The 20,241-nt window shown below is 35.1% G+C and carries 25 protein-coding genes; 10 read left to right on the top strand and 15 right to left on the bottom strand.

Annotated elements, in window-relative coordinates:
* Positions 1-39: 39 nt before the first annotated feature.
* The 10 genes from PHQ93_RS06175 to PHQ93_RS06130 form a co-directional block, all read right to left on the bottom strand.
* Positions 40-1,287, bottom strand: coding sequence for a hypothetical protein (locus tag PHQ93_RS06175; RefSeq protein ID WP_299942196.1), 1,248 nt, complete (start codon positions 1,285-1,287; stop codon positions 40-42).
* A gap of 2 nt (positions 1,288-1,289) precedes the next feature.
* On the bottom strand, positions 1,290-1,859 hold the full coding sequence (locus PHQ93_RS06170; RefSeq protein ID WP_299942194.1) for a hypothetical protein: 570 nt from the start codon (positions 1,857-1,859) through the stop codon (positions 1,290-1,292).
* A 48-nt stretch (positions 1,860-1,907) separates the two neighbouring features.
* The gene (locus PHQ93_RS06165) at positions 1,908-2,372 is read right to left on the bottom strand and encodes a hypothetical protein (RefSeq protein ID WP_299942192.1); all 465 of its coding nucleotides are present in this window, start codon (positions 2,370-2,372) and stop codon (positions 1,908-1,910) included.
* Between the two features lie 10 nt (positions 2,373-2,382).
* Entirely contained in the window at positions 2,383-2,694 is a 312-nt protein-coding gene (locus tag PHQ93_RS06160) for a hypothetical protein (protein WP_299942190.1), read from the bottom strand.
* Between the two features lie 15 nt (positions 2,695-2,709).
* A complete protein-coding gene (locus tag PHQ93_RS06155; protein ID WP_299942188.1) occupies positions 2,710-3,087 on the bottom strand; it encodes a D-Ala-D-Ala carboxypeptidase family metallohydrolase in 378 nt (125 codons plus the stop codon).
* A gap of 13 nt (positions 3,088-3,100) precedes the next feature.
* Positions 3,101-3,280: a hypothetical protein gene (locus PHQ93_RS06150; protein WP_299942186.1), complete on the bottom strand. Its 180-nt coding sequence runs from the start codon at positions 3,278-3,280 to the stop codon at positions 3,101-3,103.
* Positions 3,280-4,668: a hypothetical protein gene (locus tag PHQ93_RS06145; protein ID WP_299942184.1), complete on the bottom strand. Its 1,389-nt coding sequence runs from the start codon at positions 4,666-4,668 to the stop codon at positions 3,280-3,282. Before PHQ93_RS06145 ends, PHQ93_RS06150 begins: the two co-directional genes overlap by 1 nt.
* Before the next feature lie 64 nt (positions 4,669-4,732).
* Positions 4,733-5,041 carry a hypothetical protein gene (locus tag PHQ93_RS06140; RefSeq protein ID WP_299942182.1) on the bottom strand — a complete coding sequence of 103 codons (309 nt, stop codon included), beginning with the start codon at positions 5,039-5,041 and terminating at the stop codon, positions 4,733-4,735.
* Positions 5,042-5,050: 9 nt separating this feature from the next.
* The gene (locus PHQ93_RS06135; protein WP_299942180.1) at positions 5,051-5,452 is read right to left on the bottom strand and encodes a hypothetical protein; all 402 of its coding nucleotides are present in this window, start codon (positions 5,450-5,452) and stop codon (positions 5,051-5,053) included.
* Between the two features lie 178 nt (positions 5,453-5,630).
* Complete coding sequence (locus PHQ93_RS06130) at positions 5,631-6,605, bottom strand: transposase (RefSeq protein WP_299942178.1); 975 nt, start codon at positions 6,603-6,605, stop codon at positions 5,631-5,633.
* A 238-nt stretch (positions 6,606-6,843) separates the two neighbouring features.
* Here PHQ93_RS06130 and PHQ93_RS06125 point away from each other — a divergent pair, with 238 nt between their 5' ends.
* The 3 genes from PHQ93_RS06125 to der all read left to right on the top strand — a co-directional run bounded on the left by PHQ93_RS06125 (position 6,844) and on the right by der (position 9,693).
* Positions 6,844-7,425 (top strand): LPP20 family lipoprotein, encoded by a 582-nt coding sequence (locus PHQ93_RS06125; protein WP_299942176.1) that lies wholly within the window; start codon positions 6,844-6,846, stop codon positions 7,423-7,425.
* A gap of 40 nt (positions 7,426-7,465) precedes the next feature.
* Positions 7,466-8,143: a CHAP domain-containing protein gene (locus tag PHQ93_RS06120; RefSeq protein WP_299942174.1), complete on the top strand. Its 678-nt coding sequence runs from the start codon at positions 7,466-7,468 to the stop codon at positions 8,141-8,143.
* Positions 8,144-8,205: 62 nt separating this feature from the next.
* Positions 8,206-9,693, top strand: a complete 1,488-nt coding sequence (der, locus tag PHQ93_RS06115; protein ID WP_299942172.1) for a ribosome biogenesis GTPase Der — start codon at positions 8,206-8,208, stop codon at positions 9,691-9,693.
* Positions 9,694-9,790: 97 nt separating this feature from the next.
* Here der and hemJ read toward each other — a convergent pair whose 3' ends face one another.
* Both hemJ and raiA read right to left on the bottom strand, forming a co-directional pair.
* Positions 9,791-10,234, bottom strand: coding sequence for a protoporphyrinogen oxidase HemJ (hemJ, locus tag PHQ93_RS06110; RefSeq protein WP_299942170.1), 444 nt, complete (start codon positions 10,232-10,234; stop codon positions 9,791-9,793).
* Position 10,235: 1 nt separating this feature from the next.
* On the bottom strand, positions 10,236-10,565 hold the full coding sequence (raiA, locus tag PHQ93_RS06105; RefSeq protein WP_299942168.1) for a ribosome-associated translation inhibitor RaiA: 330 nt from the start codon (positions 10,563-10,565) through the stop codon (positions 10,236-10,238).
* 148 nt (positions 10,566-10,713) lie between these two features.
* Here raiA and trpS point away from each other — a divergent pair, with 148 nt between their 5' ends.
* On the top strand, positions 10,714-11,679 hold the full coding sequence (trpS, locus tag PHQ93_RS06100; protein ID WP_299942166.1) for a tryptophan--tRNA ligase: 966 nt from the start codon (positions 10,714-10,716) through the stop codon (positions 11,677-11,679).
* A 101-nt stretch (positions 11,680-11,780) separates the two neighbouring features.
* Here trpS and argF read toward each other — a convergent pair whose 3' ends face one another.
* Complete coding sequence (gene argF / locus PHQ93_RS06095; protein ID WP_299942164.1) at positions 11,781-12,707, bottom strand: ornithine carbamoyltransferase; 927 nt, start codon at positions 12,705-12,707, stop codon at positions 11,781-11,783.
* A gap of 99 nt (positions 12,708-12,806) precedes the next feature.
* Entirely contained in the window at positions 12,807-13,778 is a 972-nt protein-coding gene (gene hemB / locus PHQ93_RS06090) for a porphobilinogen synthase (protein ID WP_299942162.1), read from the bottom strand.
* A gap of 72 nt (positions 13,779-13,850) precedes the next feature.
* Here hemB and ribA point away from each other — a divergent pair, with 72 nt between their 5' ends.
* From ribA to PHQ93_RS06060, 6 genes are all read left to right on the top strand, one after another.
* The gene (gene ribA / locus PHQ93_RS06085) at positions 13,851-14,414 is read left to right on the top strand and encodes a GTP cyclohydrolase II (protein WP_299942159.1); all 564 of its coding nucleotides are present in this window, start codon (positions 13,851-13,853) and stop codon (positions 14,412-14,414) included.
* Positions 14,415-14,448: 34 nt separating this feature from the next.
* Positions 14,449-15,030, top strand: a complete 582-nt coding sequence (gene rsmG / locus PHQ93_RS06080; RefSeq protein ID WP_299942158.1) for a 16S rRNA (guanine(527)-N(7))-methyltransferase RsmG — start codon at positions 14,449-14,451, stop codon at positions 15,028-15,030.
* A complete protein-coding gene (locus tag PHQ93_RS06075) occupies positions 15,027-15,269 on the top strand; it encodes a PP0621 family protein (RefSeq protein WP_299942156.1) in 243 nt (80 codons plus the stop codon). Before rsmG ends, PHQ93_RS06075 begins: the two co-directional genes overlap by 4 nt.
* The gene (locus PHQ93_RS06070) at positions 15,266-15,658 is read left to right on the top strand and encodes a hypothetical protein (RefSeq protein WP_299942154.1); all 393 of its coding nucleotides are present in this window, start codon (positions 15,266-15,268) and stop codon (positions 15,656-15,658) included. The genes PHQ93_RS06075 and PHQ93_RS06070 overlap by 4 nt, the downstream gene beginning before the upstream one ends.
* Positions 15,659-15,735: 77 nt before the next feature.
* Positions 15,736-17,700 (top strand): EAL domain-containing protein, encoded by a 1,965-nt coding sequence (locus tag PHQ93_RS06065; protein ID WP_299942152.1) that lies wholly within the window; start codon positions 15,736-15,738, stop codon positions 17,698-17,700.
* Between the two features lie 70 nt (positions 17,701-17,770).
* Positions 17,771-19,213 (top strand): methyl-accepting chemotaxis protein, encoded by a 1,443-nt coding sequence (locus PHQ93_RS06060; RefSeq protein WP_299942150.1) that lies wholly within the window; start codon positions 17,771-17,773, stop codon positions 19,211-19,213.
* 5 nt (positions 19,214-19,218) lie between these two features.
* Here the strand turns inward: PHQ93_RS06060 and PHQ93_RS06055 are convergent, their stop codons facing one another.
* Positions 19,219-20,238 carry an alanine racemase gene (locus tag PHQ93_RS06055; RefSeq protein WP_299942148.1) on the bottom strand — a complete coding sequence of 340 codons (1,020 nt, stop codon included), beginning with the start codon at positions 20,236-20,238 and terminating at the stop codon, positions 19,219-19,221.
* Positions 20,239-20,241 lie beyond the last annotated feature (3 nt).

Here is a 20,241-nt window from a genome sequence, read left to right as displayed (position 1 = left end):
TAAAAAGTGTTGAATTTTATATAATATAAATTGAACAAATCACTTTAAATCGACATTTGGAATATGAGAAGCAAAGCTATCTTCATTGATATTTGCAATAGCGGCTAAATTGTCAGCAATGCCGTTAAACTTAAATATTTTAAACAAATCAGTAGCGGAAAAATCAAGACTATCGTTAAAATCGTCCAAACCTAATTCATCCGCAGTGGTTGAATTTTCCAAAGCAGTAGAAGTCGCAACACCTATATTTTTCATAGTTGCAAGCTCAAGAGGAGAAGCGGTTATAGTATCGTTTCCGTGAATATCTGAAAAAGAAGTAGGGGTTAATTCATAATTCACTTTTTCAAGTTTTTTATCAGTTAAGGCTACTTCATTTTCACTTCTTTTTATAGTAACACCTAAATCGCCAAGTTTTAAAAGTAAATCTTCTTTAAATTTGGTTGTTTCAGGATTAGAAGCCACTTCCTTTTGTAAATGTTCTAAATCAGATTTTAAAAGATTATTAACATTATCTATTGCAGTCATACGAGCATTTAAGTCAGCCTTGACGGTATCAAGCTGAACACCCTTACTTACAACCTCTTCTAATTTATTCATAAGCTCAGTGTGATTTGTCAAACCCTGCTCTTTATAAGCGACTTCAACATCGTGAACAGTTTGGGACATTTGCAAATTAACATCATTATAAGCCTGCTGAACCTCGCCGTTCAAGACAATAACCTCTCTCATTTTTTCAAAAGAAATATTTAATTTTTCAAGAGAAGCAACGATTTGAGAATTAGAATATAAAACAACTTCAGCAACAGAACCGACATTATTTGAAGATGTTTTTAATACATCAATAAGAGAAGTATTTGAAGCAGAGCTAGCAGGAGATAAACCACTTGCACCGCTAGGAGAAGCAGGAGCAGATGGAGCAGACGAAGTTTCAGAACTTGAACCATTTGAATTATTTGAATTATTTGAACTAGCACCAGAAGATTTAGAAGTATCCGCATATTTACCGACACCTAATTCTTTTGCTTTTTCGTCATACTTCTTTTTAATCCAATCTAAAACAGGTTGAGCAACAGCACCGGCAACAGTAGCACCGACACCTGCATTTACAATATCATTAAAACCGAATGAAGCACCGCTATTGACTGAAGATTGATATGTTTTACTATCTTTTAAAGCAGTATTAACGCTTATAGCAGACTCTTTATTTTCAATCTTAACACCATCTAAATATTTATCAAACTTAGATTGTAAACCGTTACTTGAATTAACAGCTTTTAAAGCACCCATTATTAACCAACAATTTCAGGGGTAGGACTATAAACCCACTCTTCTTGATTTATATTAATAACATCACTACTATGATAATCAGAATAATAGTCTTGACCGTTAATGTTTTTATGAACAGTATATATCAAGCTAAATTTATGATACTCGTTAGGAACAGGCACGAAATGAGAACTATAAACAGTATATATTGCAGGCAAATATCTAACCTTTACTACAGTACCATTTGGATAAACATCCAAATGCTTATCATTCGCAAAAGGTATTTTAGCCATAAAGAAATCTTTTGTGACAATATTTGACAAATCGACATCAGGAATATTAATATTTGCAACATTAGAAGCCAATGAAACAACTTTATTATTTATCTCTAAAGATAAACTTTTATTAGTTGCAACACCGTTTAAAAGAGTCTCAAGTTTTGATAATATATCTGCATTTTGAGATTTAAGCAAAGCTATATTAGACATAACCGCAGTTAAATCAACATTACAATCTACAGGAGTAGAGGACGAAACTTCATCGCCCTCAACATAACCACTTTCGGAATAACCATTTTCTACATATTCAGCCATTTATACAACCTTATTTAATATTTTAGAATAATACACAATTATATCAAATTACGCAAGTTCAAAAATAGCATAAGGTGCAATATATTCAACTTGAAAATGTGCAGTAACAGGGATATCATTTGTCCTATTTGTTCTAATCTCAAAACCATCAGCAACTTTAGAAACGGATAAAACACTACTAGAAGCAGTAGTTGTCATAGTTGGAGTTCCACTACCACCGTAAGAAATACGATAAAAATCATTAAGCAAAATAACATTATCATACTCATAATAAACACCATCAAAAAAGTAAGAAAAATGAAACTTAAAATCAATACCCTTACCATCAGGTACTTTAGTAAAAGGTATTTTAAAAATAGGAGTAGTACCAGAAGCGGGAACTGTAAAAGAACCAACGAGCTTTTTAGTAAGACTAGAAAGAGAAGCTAGATTATTATCTAACTCATTAAAATTATTATCTAATTCAACATGTGTTAACGGTGTACCTTTTTCTGTGCGTGTAACGATTGGCATTTCTTTATCCTTATGCTATTAATTTAGCTGTTTTTTGTGCAAAAACAGACATAGATTTTAAATTATCAGACAACATTTTTAATGTGTCGTAATCAACTTGTTTACTCTCTACCATTTTGTCTATACGAAGTGCGGTACCCTGCAAACCAATAACTTTATTTTCTAAAAAATCATCGTCTATATCTGCAATATTGTCGGTAATATTACTTGCCAACATCAAACCGCCACCGATTGCAGGATTAAATACACTTGCAACCTTACCAACACTACTGAGCACATTTGAAAGCGTGCCATCTTTTAACATTTTTAGTAAATCATTCATTTTTAAACCTTTCTTTTATTTGTACCAAACCACATTTTGAGGTTTAGTTTTATCTAAATCACAATGTATAAAATTTTTATACACACCTATACGAACAAACCCTAAAGCAAACAATGATTTTAAAATCAAAAATCTATGAGCAGAACCGAGAACTTTTATATCTACGGCTAAACCCTGCAAATGACTTGATAACTCCTCGCCACCCTCAGAAATATTACGCTTCAAACATCTACAAGCAGAATTTATAAAAAAAGGAATACCCGCAATATTACGAGCTTCGTCAAGCTTATAAACTAAATCACGGTCAATATTGTTAAAACCACAACCGCAACGACATTCAAACTCATCAAGAGTAAAGTTTTTAACCTCATCCCAATTAATAACACCTTTCATTTTTAAGATACTCTCAATCAAAAAGAGTGGATATGTATTCCAAAAGAGAAGCTAAAGCCTCTTGAGGAGTTAAAAAATAACCATCTTTAAACATATCATCTAACTGAGCTAAAAATAAGCCCTCATTTTCTACAACATCAAAACTATGTTCTAAAATCAAACATTTATCTAAATCAACAGTGTAAATACACATTACGAAACCCTTTCTAGTAATTTATCTTCTAAATCTTTGCTTAGTTCTATTCGGTAGAAGCTATCGGAAACATCTAAAAGCGTATTATAGATATCGTGTTCAAGCACTTTATAATCAGGAACATTACAAATGCCGTGGCTTTCACAATACTCTATTTTTTCAAACCAATCTAAGCATTTAACGATTGAACCCTCTATGATGGAAAAACCTTTATCGTCTACATTTTTACGGTTACTATCTTCAAACGCTTTTATAAATGTATCTTTTGAGATAGAGCCGTAATGCTTTGCCATAGTGCTAAATAAACTCTTAATGCTATTTGACACATAATCAATAGAGCCGCCTTTTGGCATTTGAAAAGCTGTATAAATATCTTTATACATATGCGAGTTCCATACTTTTAAATCAAGCCAGAATTTAAAAATCTCTGCTCTTTGAAATATCTTGTTTACAGCATTTTTAGTTAAAAACTTATCAGTGCCATTTTTTAGAGTTCGTTTGCCTCTTAAGACATCAAAAACCGCCATATCGTCTAAGTCCATAAAACGAAAATCTGTTAAAGCTTTTGCCCATAATGACGGTATGTTGTTTAGAATAGTTTGATAATCATCCAAGCTATGAAGATTACTATCTATCATACTTTTTAGTTTCTCTCTTCTTATCTGTATTTCAATACGCCAAACAGTCTTATTTTCGTCATAGTTTGATTTGCCATCCCATAACAAGACTTTTGCAAAACCCTTTTCTTTTTTCTTTTTAATTTCTACAGTTTTATTGTAAACTCGCAAGTGATAGTTACCGCCTCCGAATGTAAAACCCGTAAAACTTGTTAAAGAACCATATGCACAAGCCTTAGAAAAGTCAACATCCTCTTCGTGTGTTTGAGCTATTCTTGCACGACTTTTTATCCTAAAAAAATCTAAATGTGAAAAGTTATAGCCTTGTATATCACTTGCTAAATGTATTTCAGATATTTTTATTTTATAAGACTCTAAAATATGAGAACCTATAAAACTGTTTATTATCTCAATAGCTTTCTTATAGCCTTTTCGTGCTAGAAATTCCGCTCTAAACTCAACTTTAATAATAGGACTAGCCGAAATTATGCTTTTGGGCTTTTTAAATGCGATAGATACATCATTATTTAAAATAACAACACTAAATCCGCTTATAGATGAACTCATAACATTAAATTTATGAATACCTATGTCGGCATTAATACCTTTTGTATCCTCATAATCATTTCTAGCAGTTTGAGCCTCTTTTTTTAAAGAGAGCATTTTGTCAACAAACTTTATGTAATTATGAAATCCATCATCACTTAAATCGTGTGAAGTGTAGTAATGAAACTTTAAAGTGTCAACATGTTGAGATATCGTTTCGACCATTTAATAAACCCTTTGGCAAATTTTGGCTTTTTAACCCCCCTTGTTAAACCAGTGGGGGAACAATTTAAAAGAGCGTTAACTGTAAACGCTCTTTAACCTTTTGAGCCGAATTCAAAAACGCATTTGTTCTCTCTTCGGCTCTTCTTTTATCTTCTAAAACAATGTTATAATCCTGAGCTGTAATTTGTCGAACCAAATTACTAGACTTAATACCGATAAAGTAACGATTGCAATTTTTATAGTATATTTTGAATTCGTGTTCAAAATAATCATCTTGAATTTTGTGCTTTATATAGTAATGACAATCGCGAACATAAAACGGTACTAAACAATCACCGTCAATAAACGACTTTAAATCATTACTAAAACGCATACGGCACTACTAAAGAATAATGTAAGAATGATATATATCTTGCACATTACCGAACTTAGTGCCTTTTGCACCCTCGAACAATACACGATTACCTATATTTAATGCGTCATACCACTTTTCATCTACAAGCAAATCAATTTCGCCACCCTCAAATGCCAAAACTACATAATATTTTGAACCCCAATATTGAGGCACGCCGTTCTCATCGACGACAACTTCATCGGTATATTTACCATCGGCACCGCGTTTGTATTTTAGTTTCGGTTCGGTTGCTCTCTTGCCTCTAACTGAACCCGCCAGAAGAACCTTGTTCGTAGTCATACGCTCCATATAAATGCGCGTTTGTTCTTGCACATCTGCAATTGTCAACGGCTTTGCGTCGAAGTCCACATCGTTTTCTACTTTACCCATTTTGTAACTCCATTTTTTTTTATTTGAGCTATGCTCATATCTCTATATTTATTTATAGAGATATCAACATAGTTAATCTTTTAATCTGTAATAAACAGTAGCCCTATCAACGCACGCAACACGGGCGAGGCTAGAAACATTTATTTTCTCCCCATTACGCATAAGATATAAAAATGCTTTATATAGCTTTAAATCTGTTTTTTTCATTTTTTAATCCTCTTTTTGTGTAATGTGAAAGCTTTATAACTATTGCTCTAAGAAGATGAGACATAACGGCAACTAAAGCGACTTTTGACGGTTTGCCGTTTGCTTTAAGTTTTAGGTATTTTTTCTTTAATATTTCGTTGCTTCTTACAGCGGGAACAGCAGACATATAAAGAAGCTTTAGAATTTGAGTATCGCCGTGTTTAGAAATTCTATCTTTTTTAAGAACAGAAGTACCGCTCTGATATGAGATAGGATTTAATCCAAAAAATGCATTAATTTGATTGAGAGTGAATTTGTCGAAGTGGTCATAAATATGAGGTATAAGATATATCAACAACTTATCTCCAACACCTGCAATATCTTTTTTTATCTTCTTTGCTTCGGGACAAGTTGAATATAAAAGAGATATAGCATTTTTCTCAATGCGCTCTTTTGTGATGGTTAAATATTTTACAATGTCTTTTAAATCTATTAATATTTCAGATGTTTCAGGATAAAGCTCTATAGCGTGAATAGAGTTCTTAGTTTGTCTAATTTGTTTATCAATGAGAACCAAAGACGATAAAATCGGTTTAAACAATTCGCGCGTAGGATAAGATAAATATTCGGTTAAATCGCCATCTTTTAAATAACGAGCAATAGAATAGCTATCAGATTTATCTGTTTTACCGTGAATATTCAATGACTTTCGGAAATTAGATATTGAAGCAGGCTTTAATATGTAAGGTTTAACACCGTTATCGTAAAGAAATTTCTCTAACTTTTTATGATAGTTTCCCGTACTCTCAAACCCAAGAGAACTGATTTTAAAACTATAGTAAAGCTGTAAAAGGTTATTAAATCCCTCTAAATCGTTGTTAAATTTGTGATAATAAGGCTCATTCTGTATGAGTGTACAACAGTCGAAAGTATCCTTAGATATATCAATCCCAAGTAAATTGTTCATAGTGTAGCCTTTATTTTCTATACGAGCTTAAAGCTCTAAATTCCGTCAAAGGTTATTCCACTAGCCTTGTTTCTGTCACGAGTTCAAGACTCTAAATTGTATTCAGGCTTTTTAAACAGTGGAATAGTAATATAAATAATTCAAAAATAACTTTTTTTTTGATAAAATTTATATACACAAGAATTATAGAAAATTGTATAATTACCATTAAGATTTAAGTTGCCATAGGAATATCAAAATGATTAAAACAGTTTCATCGGTGTTATCTGTCGGGATAATTTTCGCTTTTCTCACGGGATGCAGCAAAGATGCAAAGTTAGAAGAAGAGAGAGCTATTAATTTTTCTTGTAAACAAGAGAATGTTGCCGCTCCGAAATGGACATGTGTTCCCGAGTACGGAGACACATATGCAGGACTCGGCATTGCAGAAAAAAGTGCGGCAGGTATGGATCATATGCGAAGAGTTGCTCTTGCAAACGGTAGGTCGGACTTAGCTCAGCAGATACAATCAAAAGTTAAAGATAAAATCACTATATATACGGGAACAACAGGAGTTGCGAAGAGTGAGACAGTCGATAAAAGCATAGAAACCATAACAAAACAGGTGGCAAAGGTTGATTTAGTCGGCTCTAAATCCGTTGATTTGTGGACTGCCCCATCAGGTGCAATTTATATGCTTGTAAGCGTCTCTCAAAAATCTGCAAACGAACAGATAAAAAGCAACATCAGAACAAGTTTTAAAAATGACGAAGCCCTATGGCAGCAGTTTAAAGCAAAAAATGCACTAGAAGAGCTTGAAAAAGATTTTCCGACACAATAGAGAGTAGTTACAGAGCATCTCTGCAACAACAAAGGAATAGATGAAAAAGATTATATTTAGCTTCGCATTGGTGCTCGCTATTTTTACGGGATGTGCGCAAAAACAGGTCATTCTTATCGATGAACCGAAAGTAGAAGAGAAGAAAGAAGAGACAGAACCTAAAATCGATGAGGATACTGCCGCGCGCAAAACAGTCGTTGCCAGTGCTTTAAAATATCTAAATAAAAAAGATGGTAATGACTGTTCCGGACTTGTGGATTTGGTTAATCATGAGAATAGTCAAATTTACTATAAATCTGAGAAGCTATATAAATATTTTGATAACACAAACCGCTCAAAAGCCATTTTTAATATCATGAAAACGGATAATAAACTTGTATCGACAACTCCAAAAATAGGGGATTTAATCTTCTTTGAAGACACGCTTCAAAAGACAAAGCGAAAAGTCGGTTCTCTTAACATTACGCATGTCGGAATTGTTACACAAATTGATAGTGACGGAACCGTTCATTTTATCCACAATATTCAAGGTAAAAATAGAATAGACCAAATAAATATGAACTTTGCAGACTCTCAAGTCGTATCGGGAAAAAATGTAAACAGCTATATAAAAAGATGTGATAAAACTAAGCAAAAGAGCGAATGTTTAAGCTCTTATTTCTTTAGCGCTTATGCGGCACCCTCTCCAAACGAGTATATAACGCTAAGTAAAAATTAGCGTTTAGAGATACCCTCTATTATTTAGATATAATTCCGTTTAACAAAATTAAGGTAACAAATATGAAAAAAATCGCTATAATCGGTCGTCCAAATGTGGGCAAAAGCTCACTTTTTAACAGACTTGTTAAAAAAAGAGATGCTATTACATCTGATATAGCAGGAACGACAAGAGATGTAAAAAGACGACATGTCACTATCATCAACAAACAAGCTCTTCTTTTAGATACAGGCGGACTTGATAAAGGTTGTGAACTTTTTGACAAAATAAAAGAAAAATCTCTTGAAGCCGCACGTAAAGCAGACATCATTTTATATATGGTAGACGGCAAAAGCATTCCCGAAGAAGAGGACAAAAAACTTTTTTACGAACTCCAAAATTTGGGAAAAGATGTAGCCCTTGTTGTCAATAAAATCGATAATGATAAGATGAAAGACAATCTTTGGGATTTCTACGAGTTTGGTACGGATGCCATTTTCGGCATATCCGTAGCTCACAACAGAAGCGTAGTCCCTCTGCTTGACTGGATGTATGAAAAAATTCCCGATTGCGACATTATAAAAGATGAAAACGAAGAAGAGGATGATGTAAATGTCATTCAAGAAGATGAAGAAGAGTTTGAGTTTGATGATGCCGAGTATGACGAAGAGGAAGAGGATGACGGGTTCTTCTACCCTGATGAAGATGAAGAAGAAGATTTTGAAGATGATTCCATCTTTGCTCAAAACGACAAGATAAAAGAATTTGACGAAAATGATATAAATCATATAAAAATCTCAATCATCGGTCGTACAAATGTCGGAAAAAGTTCACTCTTAAACGCTCTTTTAGGCGAAGAACGCTCAGTGGTAAGCAGTGTTGCTGGAACTACGATTGACCCGATTGACGAAAGCATTGATTACAAAGGAAAGCAGCTTACTTTTGTCGATACGGCAGGACTTAGACGACGCGGTAAGATTGTAGGAATCGAGAAGTTTGCTTTAATGCGAACAAAAGAGATGCTTGAAAACTCAAATATGGCATTAGTCGTACTAGATGCAAGTGAGCCTCTTTTGGATCTTGACGAGAAAATTGCAGGTTTGGTTGACAGCAACAGACTTGCTTGTATCATCGTTTTAAACAAATGGGATATCGCAAATAGAGAAGATTACGACAAAATTATAGAAGAAGTTCGAGACAGATTTAAGTTTTTAGCATATGCACCTATCATCACATTGTCTGCAAAATCTCATAAAAGAGTCGATAAACTATACGACATGATTTTAGAGATAAACGAAAACTACTCTCAACGCATAAAAACTTCCGAGCTAAATGAAGTTTTGGAAAAAGCGCTTAGACGTCATCAGTTGCCAAGTATGCGTGGACAAGTTATAAGAATATACTATGCGACGCAGTACGAAACAAGACCGCCGAAAATCGCTATTGTTATGAACAAACCAAGAGGTCTTCACTTTACATACAGAAGATACTTGACTAACAAATTAAGAGAAGCTTTTAATTTTACGGGGACACCTGTTTTATTTAAAGCTAAAAAACGCGGAGAGAAGTAACTTAAACTCTTTTCGTAAATATAGATTGCCGCGCTTCGCTCGCAATGACAAGCGCGGCAATCTCTCAGAGACTTCAATTAATTAGAAATGTCCTCAATCAAAACGGTTTTATAATAACCATTGCGACTATTATAAGAAGCAAAATTGTCGGGACTTCATTGTAAGCTCTAAAAAACTTACCGCTCTTTTTACACTCATCCCTTAAAAGTTTTTCTCTAAAATGCCCGAGTGAAAAAAAGTAAGCCATCAAAAGAAGCACAAAAAAGATTTTTGCATGCAGCCAGCCGCCGGTCGATAAAATATTTACGCCATAACGCTCAGTGGACAAAAATATCATAGCCACACCGCTGATAATAGTTGCCCACATAGCAGGAAGACCTATATACTTATAAATCTTCATTTCCATAATTTTTACAACTTTTACAAACCCTTCATTATCGGCATTTTCCGCATGATAAACAAAAAGCCGCGGCATATAAAAGAGTGCCGCGAACCATGAAACCAGAGAGATTATGTGAAACCATATAATCCAACCGTACATACTAGTTTTCTACTGTTTCCATATCTTTTATAGAAGCACCGTGATGAGAAATAACTTTATCGTGCAGGCGACGAAGAGCTTTTGTAGCTCTATCAATAGCTAAATCAATAGCGCTGTCCAAATTATCGTCAACTTGGTTAATAACAACAGGCTGTGCGTGAGCTACATGAATATCAAACTCGACCGATACGCCTTTTTTTTCTGTTTTTAAATTTACATTCACCGACGTAATATCTAAAGAATATTTTTTAAAACTCTCAATTGCTGCTTCAATATGAGCTCTTGTATTTGCGTGAAGTGTTATATCTTTTGCATGAACTTGTACATTCATAATAAATCCTTTAATTATATTTTCATTTATAACGATGTCGGAAACATAACCTCGATTCCGCCATCTATATACCGATAAATCATAGCGAAATAAAGTTAAAATAAGTATAATGCCGTAATTAAAATTTACAAATTTTTGGAGTTATATAATGAGAGTTTTAACCGGTATTCAACCATCGGGAGATTTACATATCGGAAACTATTTCGGTTCGATAAAACAGATGGTAGAAGCTCAAGCACAAAATCAAACCTTTGCTTTTATAGCAAATTACCACGCACAAACAACTCTAAGTGACGGTAAAAGACTTAGCACACTTACAATGCAATGCGCAACCGACTTTTTAGCACTCGGTATTGACCCGCAGAAATCGGTGTTTTGGGTTCAGTCGGATGTAAAAGAGGTACTTGAGCTATATTGGGTTTTGTCATCTTTTACGCCTATGGGACTGCTAGAACGCGCGCACAGCTACAAAGATAAAACTGCCAAAGGGTTTGCAACAAACCATTCGCTCTTCTCATATCCCGTTTTGATGGCGGCAGATATTCTGCTTTTTGGCTCAGAGGTCGTTCCTGTGGGAAAAGATCAGATTCAGCATGTTGAGATTGCAAGAGATATCGCTATAAAGTTCAACAACCAATATGGAGATATTTTAACTATTCCGCAGTTTAGAGTTCAAGATGAAGTCGCAACTGTTCCGGGAATTGACGGGCAAAAAATGTCAAAAAGCTACGGAAATATAGTAAATATCTTTGGAGAAGAGAAATCGCAGTTAAAAACTATCAAAAAAATCGTAACCGAAAATGTAGCGATGGAAGAGCCAAAAGAGTATGAAACCTGCAATGTTTACAACATGGCAAAACTCTTTTTAGAAGGCGAAAATCTCATAGCACTTCAAGAGCGATACAAAAAGGGCGGCGAGGGTCACGGTCACTTTAAAGTATATCTGGCAGAAGTTATGTGGGAATATTTTCGAGATTTTAGACTGCACAGAGAGTACTACGAAAAACACCAAGACGAAGTAAGAGAAATTTTACAAGCGGGTGCTAAAAAAGCAAAAGAAGCCGCACTGCCGACTATTGAGAAAATCAGAAGCGTTACGGGGATAAGTTACTAAATTGTAGATTGCTTAGTCGCTTTTCTCCTCGCAATGACGGTCATTGCTATTGCCCGCCCTTGTCATTTCGAGCGAAGCGCGGCAATCTAATCTTTATTTAATTATAAACCTCTACGCTTATCCAACCAAACCATCAAACCTTTTTGAGCATGAAGTCTGTTTTCGGCTTCATCAAAAACTATTTCGGAGTGTTTTTCAAAGACCTCTTCGCTTACTTCTAAACCTCTGTATGCAGGGAGACAGTGTAAAAATCTAGCCCCGTTTTGAGCTAATGACATCATATCATCGTCAACCATAAAGCCTTTAAAGATTTTTATGCGCTCTTCTTTCTCATCTTCTTGCCCCATTGAAGTCCAAGTATCGGTTGTTACGACAGTTGCACCTTTTATAGCCTCTTTTGGGTCATTCATAGTTTTTATAACCGCTCCGCTCTCTTTGGCAATTTCCAGTGCTTCTTTGAGTATCTTAGCATCTACTTCATAACCCTTTGGAGTAGCAACTCTAAGTTCAAAGCCGAGTTTTGCGGCAAGCATTATCCACGAGTGAGTCATATTGTTTCCGTCACCTACATACGCGGCAACCATATTTTTCTCTACTCCATACTCAACCAAAGTCATATAATCAGCCAAGAGTTGAACAGGATGGTAAGAGTCTGTTAAGCCGTTTATAACCGGAACTTTTGAGTAAGCGGCAAACTCTTCTATCATAGAGTGCTCAAAAGTTCTTATCATTACCATGTCACACATACTAGAGATTACTCGAGCCGTATCTTTTACAGGCTCTCCGCGACCCAAATGAATATCACGATTAGATAAAAAGAGTGCATGACCGCCAAGTTGAAACATACCGGTTTCAAAACTTACACGCGTTCTAGTTGAGCTTTTTTCAAAAATCATCGCAAGCGTTTTATTTTTAAGCTCGTAGTTATACACGCCTGCCTTTAGATTTTTTTTAATCTCAAGCCCGATATCGATTATCTCTAAAATTTCTTCTTTTGTAAAATCTTTTAGCGTTAAAAAATGTCTCAATAGTTTCCCCAAAATTTCAAATAAGCATTAAGTTTATAGTAATTTTCTTTAATCTTACTATTAAAAAGGTTACGCTTTGGTTGCAATAATCATAAAAGATTACTTTTGTAACATCTTTGCAACTTCTTTTGCATGATAAGAGATGATAATATCCGCACCCGCTCTCTTAAAGCTAATCATCGTCTCCATCACGACTCTATCATAATCTATAAGTCCGTTCATTCCTGCAAATTTTATCATTGCATATTCGCCGCTCACATTATAAACAGCCATCGGTAAAGAAGTTGCATCTTTTATCTCACGAACTATATCTAAGTACGCAAGAGCCGGTTTTACCATTAATATATCAGCACCTTGATGTTCATCCGAAATACTCTCAGCTATTGCTTCTCTTCTATTTGCCGGATCCATCTGATACGATGCGCGGTCTCCAAAAGATGGAGCAGACTCCGCTACATCGCGAAACGGTCCATAATATCCTGAAGCAAATTTTGTCGAGTAGCTCATTATCGGCAGATTCTCATACCCTGCACTATCAAGAGCTTCTCTTAAAGCTTGGATTATTCCGTCCATCATGCCAGAAGGTGCTATCATATCCGCTCCGGCTTTTGCATGAACGATAGCCTGCTGAGCAGATATTTTAAGTGTTGCATCATTGTTTACGCTTTGAGTTTTTGTATCTATAATTCCGCAATGTCCATGGTCTGTGTATTCGCAAAAACATAAATCCGTTACGACAAACATATCGGGATGAGCCTCTTTTATAGCTCTAATTGCTTTTGCGATGATGCCGTGCTCGCATAATGAGTCTGAGCCGACAGAGTCTTTTACATCAGGAATTCCAAAGAGTATAATCGCGTAAAGTCCAAGTTTTTTTAGCTCTTCGCACTCTTTTAAAACTTCGTCAATGCTCATCTGAAATACGCCCGGCATAGATGCAATCTCTGTTTTGATTTTCTCACCGGAGCGGACAAAAAGCGGATAGATAAAATCATTGACACTTACGCTTGTTTCACGAACTAATGCGCGAAGATGACTATTTAAGCGAGTTCTACGAAATCTTTGAAACATTATTAAACCTTTTTAGCTATAATTTTTAAAAAAATATTTTACCTTTTTAAAGTTAAAGTTAGGACAAATTTATTGAAAATAGAGATTTCTGAAGTAGCAAATTTACCATCAAAATTTGGTGATTTTAAGGTCAAAGTCTTTAAAGAGGGTTGCAGAGAGCATCTTGTTATATATAAAGTACCCTTAGATGAAATCCCCGTCGTAAGGGTTCACTCAGAGTGTTTAACCGGTGATGCCATGGGGAGTTTAAAGTGTGATTGCGGTGATCAGCTAGAACATGCTCTAAAGCTTGCATCAAAAAGAAACGGTATGGTAATTTATCTAAGACAAGAGGGCAGAAACATAGGTCTTTTAAACAAGATAAACGCTTACGCCCTGCAAGACAAGGGTCTAAATACCATTGAAGCAAATCATCAGCTGGGGTTTGACGCCGATGAGAGAACTTACGAGATTGTTCCTTTTATACTTGAACATTTCGGTATCAAAAAAATCAAACTTCTCACAAACAACCCAAAAAAGATAGATTCGCTAAGCGATATTGAGATTGTGCAAAGAGTACCCATTATTATGAAATCAAATCCGCATAACCAAGCCTATCTCAATGTAAAAAAAGAGAGCATGGGGCATCTGCTTTAAGAAATTGCGTAACATAAGATAAAAGGATAAATTTTTGAATTTAAAAACCGCACTGCTTGAACTAGGCACCGAGTTACCTGAGAACTTTTTTTATAACATCCAAAAGTACAAAGAACATCTCTTTGCTTGGAACAGAGTTCACAATTTAACGGGTGCGAAAGATGAGAAAACTATTGATGAGTTTATTTACGACTCCATATATCCCATCACCTTTTTACCAAAGTGTAAAAACCTATTAGACATCGGTACGGGTGCAGGTTTTCCCGGTTTGATTTTAGCCATGGGACTTCCTGACACACAGGTAACTCTTGTAGAGCCTTTGGCAAAAAGAGCCAGTTTTTTACAGTTTATAAAAGCCGATTTGGAACTAACAAATGTAAAAGTGGTACAAAAAAAAGTCGAAGAGATGCCGCATGAGATTTTCGAACTTGTAACTTCAAGAGCCGTTACGGAGACGGATATGCTTTTAAAACTAAGCGAAAACTTTCGCGATAAAAACTCAAAACTTCTTTTTTACAAAGGAGAGAGAGTTTATGATGAAGTTCCAAATAATTTAAAATACAAAATAATAAAAACGCAAAATAGACACTATTTACTTATCGGGGAAAATATATGATACTAAAAATTTTACTGGTAGTAGGTGTTATAGCACTACTCTATTTTATCTATATGAAAGGTAGAGCAGCTGCACTAAACTCCCAAAAAGAGGGTAAAGACAACAAACAAAAAGAGAAAGAGAGAGCAAACGAAATGGTTGAGTGTTCTACATGTAAAATTTACTGCGAACTTGATGATGTGCTTTTGAGCAACGGGAAGTACTACTGCTCTAAAGAGTGTTTGGAGAAGATAAAATGATATTTTTTGGACATAGATTTATAGAGAATGAAAATTTTTACCATATTTGCTGCATCGAGGCGATACTAAACACTCCGCCATCTTCAACTCTCTATATCGAATTTAGCGAAGAAAATTTAGATATCATAAGTCACACTGTTCTCAACTCAATGCCGATTGCTCTCTATGTTGAAAATATCACTCAACTGTTATACGCCTCGGCTTTTGGTGCAAAATATATAGTAGTCGAAAAAGAGCTTGCCAAAACTGCTCAAAATGTAGCGGAAAACTATCTTTTTGACGCAAAAATTTTAGCCCTTATCGAAGAAGAGAATGATATAGAAGAGTTGGCACTTTTGGGAGTTGATGGCACTATTTTTCCAAATGCAATCATAAAAATAAACTCTTAGACCATTTTTTGCAACCGGGGGGGGGGTATTTTTAGATACAATATAGAAGTAGCAAATTTTAAAAGACGGTTTAATGTATGTACAATTTTAACAACAACATTTTAAGAATCATTCCTTTTGTATTTTTATTTGTCGGTATTATTAAAATTACATATACCTACTTTGAAGTAAAAGAGAGAGAAGCCGATTTTGCCAAAAAAGAGGCGGAAGTTCTAAATAGCTACGCTATTGAAAATAGACTCTACTACCAAAAACTTTTCTTTGACGGCACGATAGAACTAAATGAAAAGACGCTCAAAGGTCTTCCTGCTTTTAGCTCACACATCATAGCAGAGAATTTTTCAAAAAACAATCCTCTAAACATAACCGTAAAAACCGTATCTGACCGTGCAAGAAACAGCAAAAATCAAGCAGATAAAAATGAGCTAAAAGCGATACAGTTTTTCAAAAAAAATTTAGATAAAAGTAGCTATTTTAATAATGAAAACAGCGAACTTTATCAATACGCAAGCGTCTTAAGAGTTGAAGAGAAGTGTTTAAAATGTCACGGCAAAAAAGAGGATGCTCCGCTTTATATACAAAACAGTTATGAAAATGCGTATGACTACAAACTCGGAGAGATAAGAGGCATCATAAGCATACAGATTCCTTCAGAAAATTTAGATAGCTATTTTTTCAGAAATTTCATAAGATCTGTTTTTTATGATTTTATCCTTTTTATTCTTCTCTTTCTCGGCGTCTCTTTCATTATCAGAGAGTCTAAAAAAATAAATATTGCTCTTGAAGAAAAAGTAAAAGAAAAAACTGATGAGTTAAAAAACTCACTGCTCAACGACACTCTTACAAATCTGCCAAACAGACTAAAACTTATGGACGACATTGAACAAAGCAAAAATATATACTCTTCTCATTTGGCACTTATAAATATAGACTCATTTAAAGATGTAAACGATCTCTACGGCTATGATATAGGAGATGAACTCCTGATTCAAGTATCAAAAGAGATGCAAAAATTTTGCAAAGAGACCAATTTTGTCTACAAACTGCCAAATGATGAGTTTGCAATCTTTACGACCACCGATATGACTCAAGAAAAATTCTTAGAAACCATACAAAATCTTGTACAAAATATAAACGAGATAAAATTCGGCATAGATGGACAATCCATCCTTGTTACATTTAGTTGCGGAATAGCCTCAGGTAGTGCTTCTATACTTGTTAAGGCAAACACCGCGCTTCAGACTGCTAAAAAACATGCAAAAAGTATTGTCGTTTATGAAAACTCTTTCAATGCAAAAGAGCAGATTGCCAAAAATGCAGATGCTCTTTTGACTCTAAAAAATGCAATTAAGCTCAACCAAATAGCGCCGTTTTTTCAACCTATATACAACATCAGATCTAAAAAGATAGAGAAGTATGAGTCTCTTGCCAGAATAGTTACGCAAGACGGTACCGTTATCGCACCTTATGCATTTTTGGATACCGCTATCAAATCCAAACTGTATCCTGAGATTACGATGGCGATGGTTAATAAGTCGTTTGCATTTTTTGAGGATAAAAATTTTGAATTTTCGCTCAATCTCTCCATCTTGGATATACAAAATTCGGAGACGATGAAGTTTATACTAAATAAATTGGAAAACTTTAAAGAATCTACAAGAGTTGTTTTCGAGATTTTAGAAAGTGACAAGATAGAAAACTACCAAGAGATAAAAAACTTTATAAAAGAGGTTAAAAAGTATGGCTGTAAAGTTGCAATCGATGACTTTGGAAGCGGTTACTCCAACTTTTCACATATATTTGAGCTAAATGTCGACTATATCAAGATTGATTCATCGCTTGTTAAATTTATAACAACCGATGAAAACTCAAGAGTAATCGTAAAAACCATCATCAACTTTGCTTCAAACCTTGGGCTCAAAACGATTGCCGAGTATGTAGAAGATAAAGACTCTTTGGAATTACTAGAGAAAATGGGGGTCGATTTTGTTCAAGGTTACTATATCGGAAAACCTAGTAAAGAGCTTATAGAAGAATTTTAAAAAATTATCATTGACTTTCTTTTATCCTTAGAGTATTATCACATTACAAATTTTAATACTTGGGGTGTTTATGAACTCTTCTACTTTGCAAAATGTCGCACTTTCTAACTTACTGCAGCTTATACTTTTTGTTATAGGTTTTTTTGTAGAAATTTTTCTATTCGGTTCTTCGGCTATCGTTATTGCAATGATAGTAGTTCATATTGCGTTGGCGCTATATTTGCGCTCTCAACTTCTTGTGGTGAAACAATCCATCGAAGAGGTAACCGTTACAATGACAAAAGCATCGGCGGGAAATCTTGATTCTCTTGCTCCAGTTATAGGACACGGCGAGATTAAAAAACTGGGCGAAGAGTTTAACTCTCTGCTTTTTCAAGCAAGATACTATATGCAAGAGACGATGAAAGCCATCGATACTGCAGCAGACCTCAACACATCTTACTATGCTAAAACTGAAGGCTTAAACCCTACACTAGCCTCGGCTGCCGAGACTATCAATAATTCCGTTAAAGATATCGAAAAAGGGCATAAGCTTCAAATAAGAGGGGATTTTACTCAAAAACTACATGATTTGGGCGGCGGAATAGCTCATAGCCTAAAAGTCATTCAAGATAATCTGCTCAGTAAATCAGAAGAGATAAGCAAAATATCCATGATGTCACAAAATACTGCAGATGAAGCAAGTAAAAGTATTGATTCTATGGATGAAGTTAAGGGTCAGTTTCATCAACTGATAGAAAAAATCGACACAACTCATCAAAATATCGGCGGATTGACTGAACGCTCTAATGAAATTTCAACCATTGCCGACTTGATAAAAGATATTGCGGAACAAACAAATCTTCTTGCACTTAATGCTGCCATCGAAGCAGCAAGAGCGGGTGAACATGGAAGAGGATTTGCCGTTGTTGCAGATGAAGTAAGAAAATTAGCAGAGAGAACGCAAAAAGCAACACAGGAGATTTCAATCACTATATCTGCTCTTCAACAAGAGACGCGAGAGATAGAAACCAACTCAGGAGAAATGTCAAACATCGCTCAAGGAGCGACACAGGCCGTTAACGACTTTGCAAATACTCTCGAAGATTTTCATACAAACGCTAAACACTCTTCCGATTATTCAAAATATATAAGAGATTCGCTATTTATGGTGCTTGTTAAAATCGACCATATTCTCTTTAAATCGAACGCTTATGCTTCGGTTGTCGGAGAAAAAATAGATGCAAATTTTTCAGACCATAGAAACTGCCGTCTTGGAAAGTGGTATCTTAGTGCAGGAAAAGAGACTTACGGGCATACGCAAAATTATAAATTTATAGACGAGCCGCACGCTAAAGTACATGAAAACGCTCTAAAAAATATAAAGTATGTCGAAGACGGGGTTGCAATGAATCCTAAAAACGAAAAAACTATTATCGGCAATTTTGAGACCATGGAAGAGGAGAGTTCAAAACTTTTTGCCGTTCTTGATAGAATTGTTGAAGAGCTAGATCCGATGAGAAATAGGAGATAGTTTTTTTAAACTATCTCTCTTTTTATCTCCGATTTTAGAGATGTTAAAACTTCATAACTTATAGTTTTGGCATACTTCGCCGCAACTCTGGCATCATCAAAAACTAAAATTTCATCATCCTCGCTGAGAAAAGAACTGTTATCCATAGAGATTCTGCCAACAAGCTCTATGCCTTGCGGCGTTTTGTAGCCGCCTTGTGCGTAAACTCTTAAAAAACCGTCGCCGTAGCCAAAATCATAATTGCTGACAACACAATCTTTTAAAATTTCTCCCTCACCGCCATATCCTACTCTAGCACCGTTTTTTAGCTCTCTTTGAGATATTTTTTTTGCAAATAACGATAAAACAGGTTTAAAGCTTTGCATATCAAATGATTTTGGAAGTTCCAAGCAGCCGTATGCCGCGATACCAACTCTTGCCATATCCTCATCAAAATCACCCTCTCTAAAGAGTGAAGCCGAGTTACAAGAGTGAAATCTAAGTTTGCCAAAATCAAACTCATTTGCCAACACTTTTGCTCTCTCTTTTACTTTTTTAAAATTCTCTTTTTGCCAAAACCATTCGCTTGTAAGCTCATCCGCGCTTCTGTGATGTGTAAAAACGGCTTCTAAAACAAGCCCTGCTCTTTTGATTTGTAAAAATGCCTCTTCAAGCTCACTCATATCTATGCCGTTGCGGTGCATTCCAGTATCGACTTTTAGCTCTACTTTTGTGCCGGAGGGAAATTTATCTATACTTGTTAAGTCGTTTATCGTATATCTTGTTTTACTATTTGCTTTTTGCGGTATATCTGCTAAAACTAGAATATAGTCAAAAAAACTCTCAATCGCGTCTGCCTCTTTTGAAGTTTGCACGACCGCTCTCTTTACGCCATATTCGCTTGCCATAGATGCCATCTCTAAAAGTCCGTGTCCGTATGCATTATCTTTTAAAACAAGTGCGATTTTATCTACGCTTTTGGTACGATTTGCAATAATGTCGAGATTACTAAAAAAATTGTTTTTATTTAAAATTATATAAGCCATAAG

It is taken from the genome of Sulfurimonas sp., from assembly GCF_028714975.1.
Classification (GTDB): domain Bacteria; phylum Campylobacterota; class Campylobacteria; order Campylobacterales; family Sulfurimonadaceae; genus Sulfurimonas.
The sequence above is the reverse complement of the archived record's forward strand: the minus strand, read 5'-3'. Positions and strand labels throughout refer to the sequence as shown.

Coding starts and splice junctions, on each gene's coding strand:
- hemB (WP_299942162.1), bottom strand. CDS start 13,778: ATGTTTCAAAGATTTCGTAGAACTCGCTTAAATAGTCATCTTCGCGCA.
- raiA (WP_299942168.1), bottom strand. CDS start 10,565: ATGAATGTACAAGTTCATGCAAAAGATATAACACTTCACGCAAATACA.
- hemJ (WP_299942170.1), bottom strand. CDS start 10,234: ATGTACGGTTGGATTATATGGTTTCACATAATCTCTCTGGTTTCATGG.
- PHQ93_RS06125 (WP_299942176.1), top strand. CDS start 6,844: ATGATTAAAACAGTTTCATCGGTGTTATCTGTCGGGATAATTTTCGCT.
- PHQ93_RS06075 (WP_299942156.1), top strand. CDS start 15,027: ATGATACTAAAAATTTTACTGGTAGTAGGTGTTATAGCACTACTCTAT.
- PHQ93_RS06120 (WP_299942174.1), top strand. CDS start 7,466: ATGAAAAAGATTATATTTAGCTTCGCATTGGTGCTCGCTATTTTTACG.
- PHQ93_RS06060 (WP_299942150.1), top strand. CDS start 17,771: ATGAACTCTTCTACTTTGCAAAATGTCGCACTTTCTAACTTACTGCAG.
- PHQ93_RS06175 (WP_299942196.1), bottom strand. CDS start 1,287: ATGGGTGCTTTAAAAGCTGTTAATTCAAGTAACGGTTTACAATCTAAG.
- der (WP_299942172.1), top strand. CDS start 8,206: ATGAAAAAAATCGCTATAATCGGTCGTCCAAATGTGGGCAAAAGCTCA.
- PHQ93_RS06165 (WP_299942192.1), bottom strand. CDS start 2,372: ATGCCAATCGTTACACGCACAGAAAAAGGTACACCGTTAACACATGTT.
- PHQ93_RS06155 (WP_299942188.1), bottom strand. CDS start 3,087: ATGAAAGGTGTTATTAATTGGGATGAGGTTAAAAACTTTACTCTTGAT.
- PHQ93_RS06070 (WP_299942154.1), top strand. CDS start 15,266: ATGATATTTTTTGGACATAGATTTATAGAGAATGAAAATTTTTACCAT.
- PHQ93_RS06055 (WP_299942148.1), bottom strand. CDS start 20,238: ATGGCTTATATAATTTTAAATAAAAACAATTTTTTTAGTAATCTCGAC.
- PHQ93_RS06160 (WP_299942190.1), bottom strand. CDS start 2,694: ATGAATGATTTACTAAAAATGTTAAAAGATGGCACGCTTTCAAATGTG.
- PHQ93_RS06135 (WP_299942180.1), bottom strand. CDS start 5,452: ATGGGTAAAGTAGAAAACGATGTGGACTTCGACGCAAAGCCGTTGACA.
- PHQ93_RS06065 (WP_299942152.1), top strand. CDS start 15,736: ATGTACAATTTTAACAACAACATTTTAAGAATCATTCCTTTTGTATTT.
- PHQ93_RS06130 (WP_299942178.1), bottom strand. CDS start 6,605: ATGAACAATTTACTTGGGATTGATATATCTAAGGATACTTTCGACTGT.
- PHQ93_RS06170 (WP_299942194.1), bottom strand. CDS start 1,859: ATGGCTGAATATGTAGAAAATGGTTATTCCGAAAGTGGTTATGTTGAG.
- PHQ93_RS06150 (WP_299942186.1), bottom strand. CDS start 3,280: ATGTGTATTTACACTGTTGATTTAGATAAATGTTTGATTTTAGAACAT.
- trpS (WP_299942166.1), top strand. CDS start 10,714: ATGAGAGTTTTAACCGGTATTCAACCATCGGGAGATTTACATATCGGA.
- PHQ93_RS06140 (WP_299942182.1), bottom strand. CDS start 5,041: ATGCGTTTTAGTAATGATTTAAAGTCGTTTATTGACGGTGATTGTTTA.
- PHQ93_RS06145 (WP_299942184.1), bottom strand. CDS start 4,668: ATGGTCGAAACGATATCTCAACATGTTGACACTTTAAAGTTTCATTAC.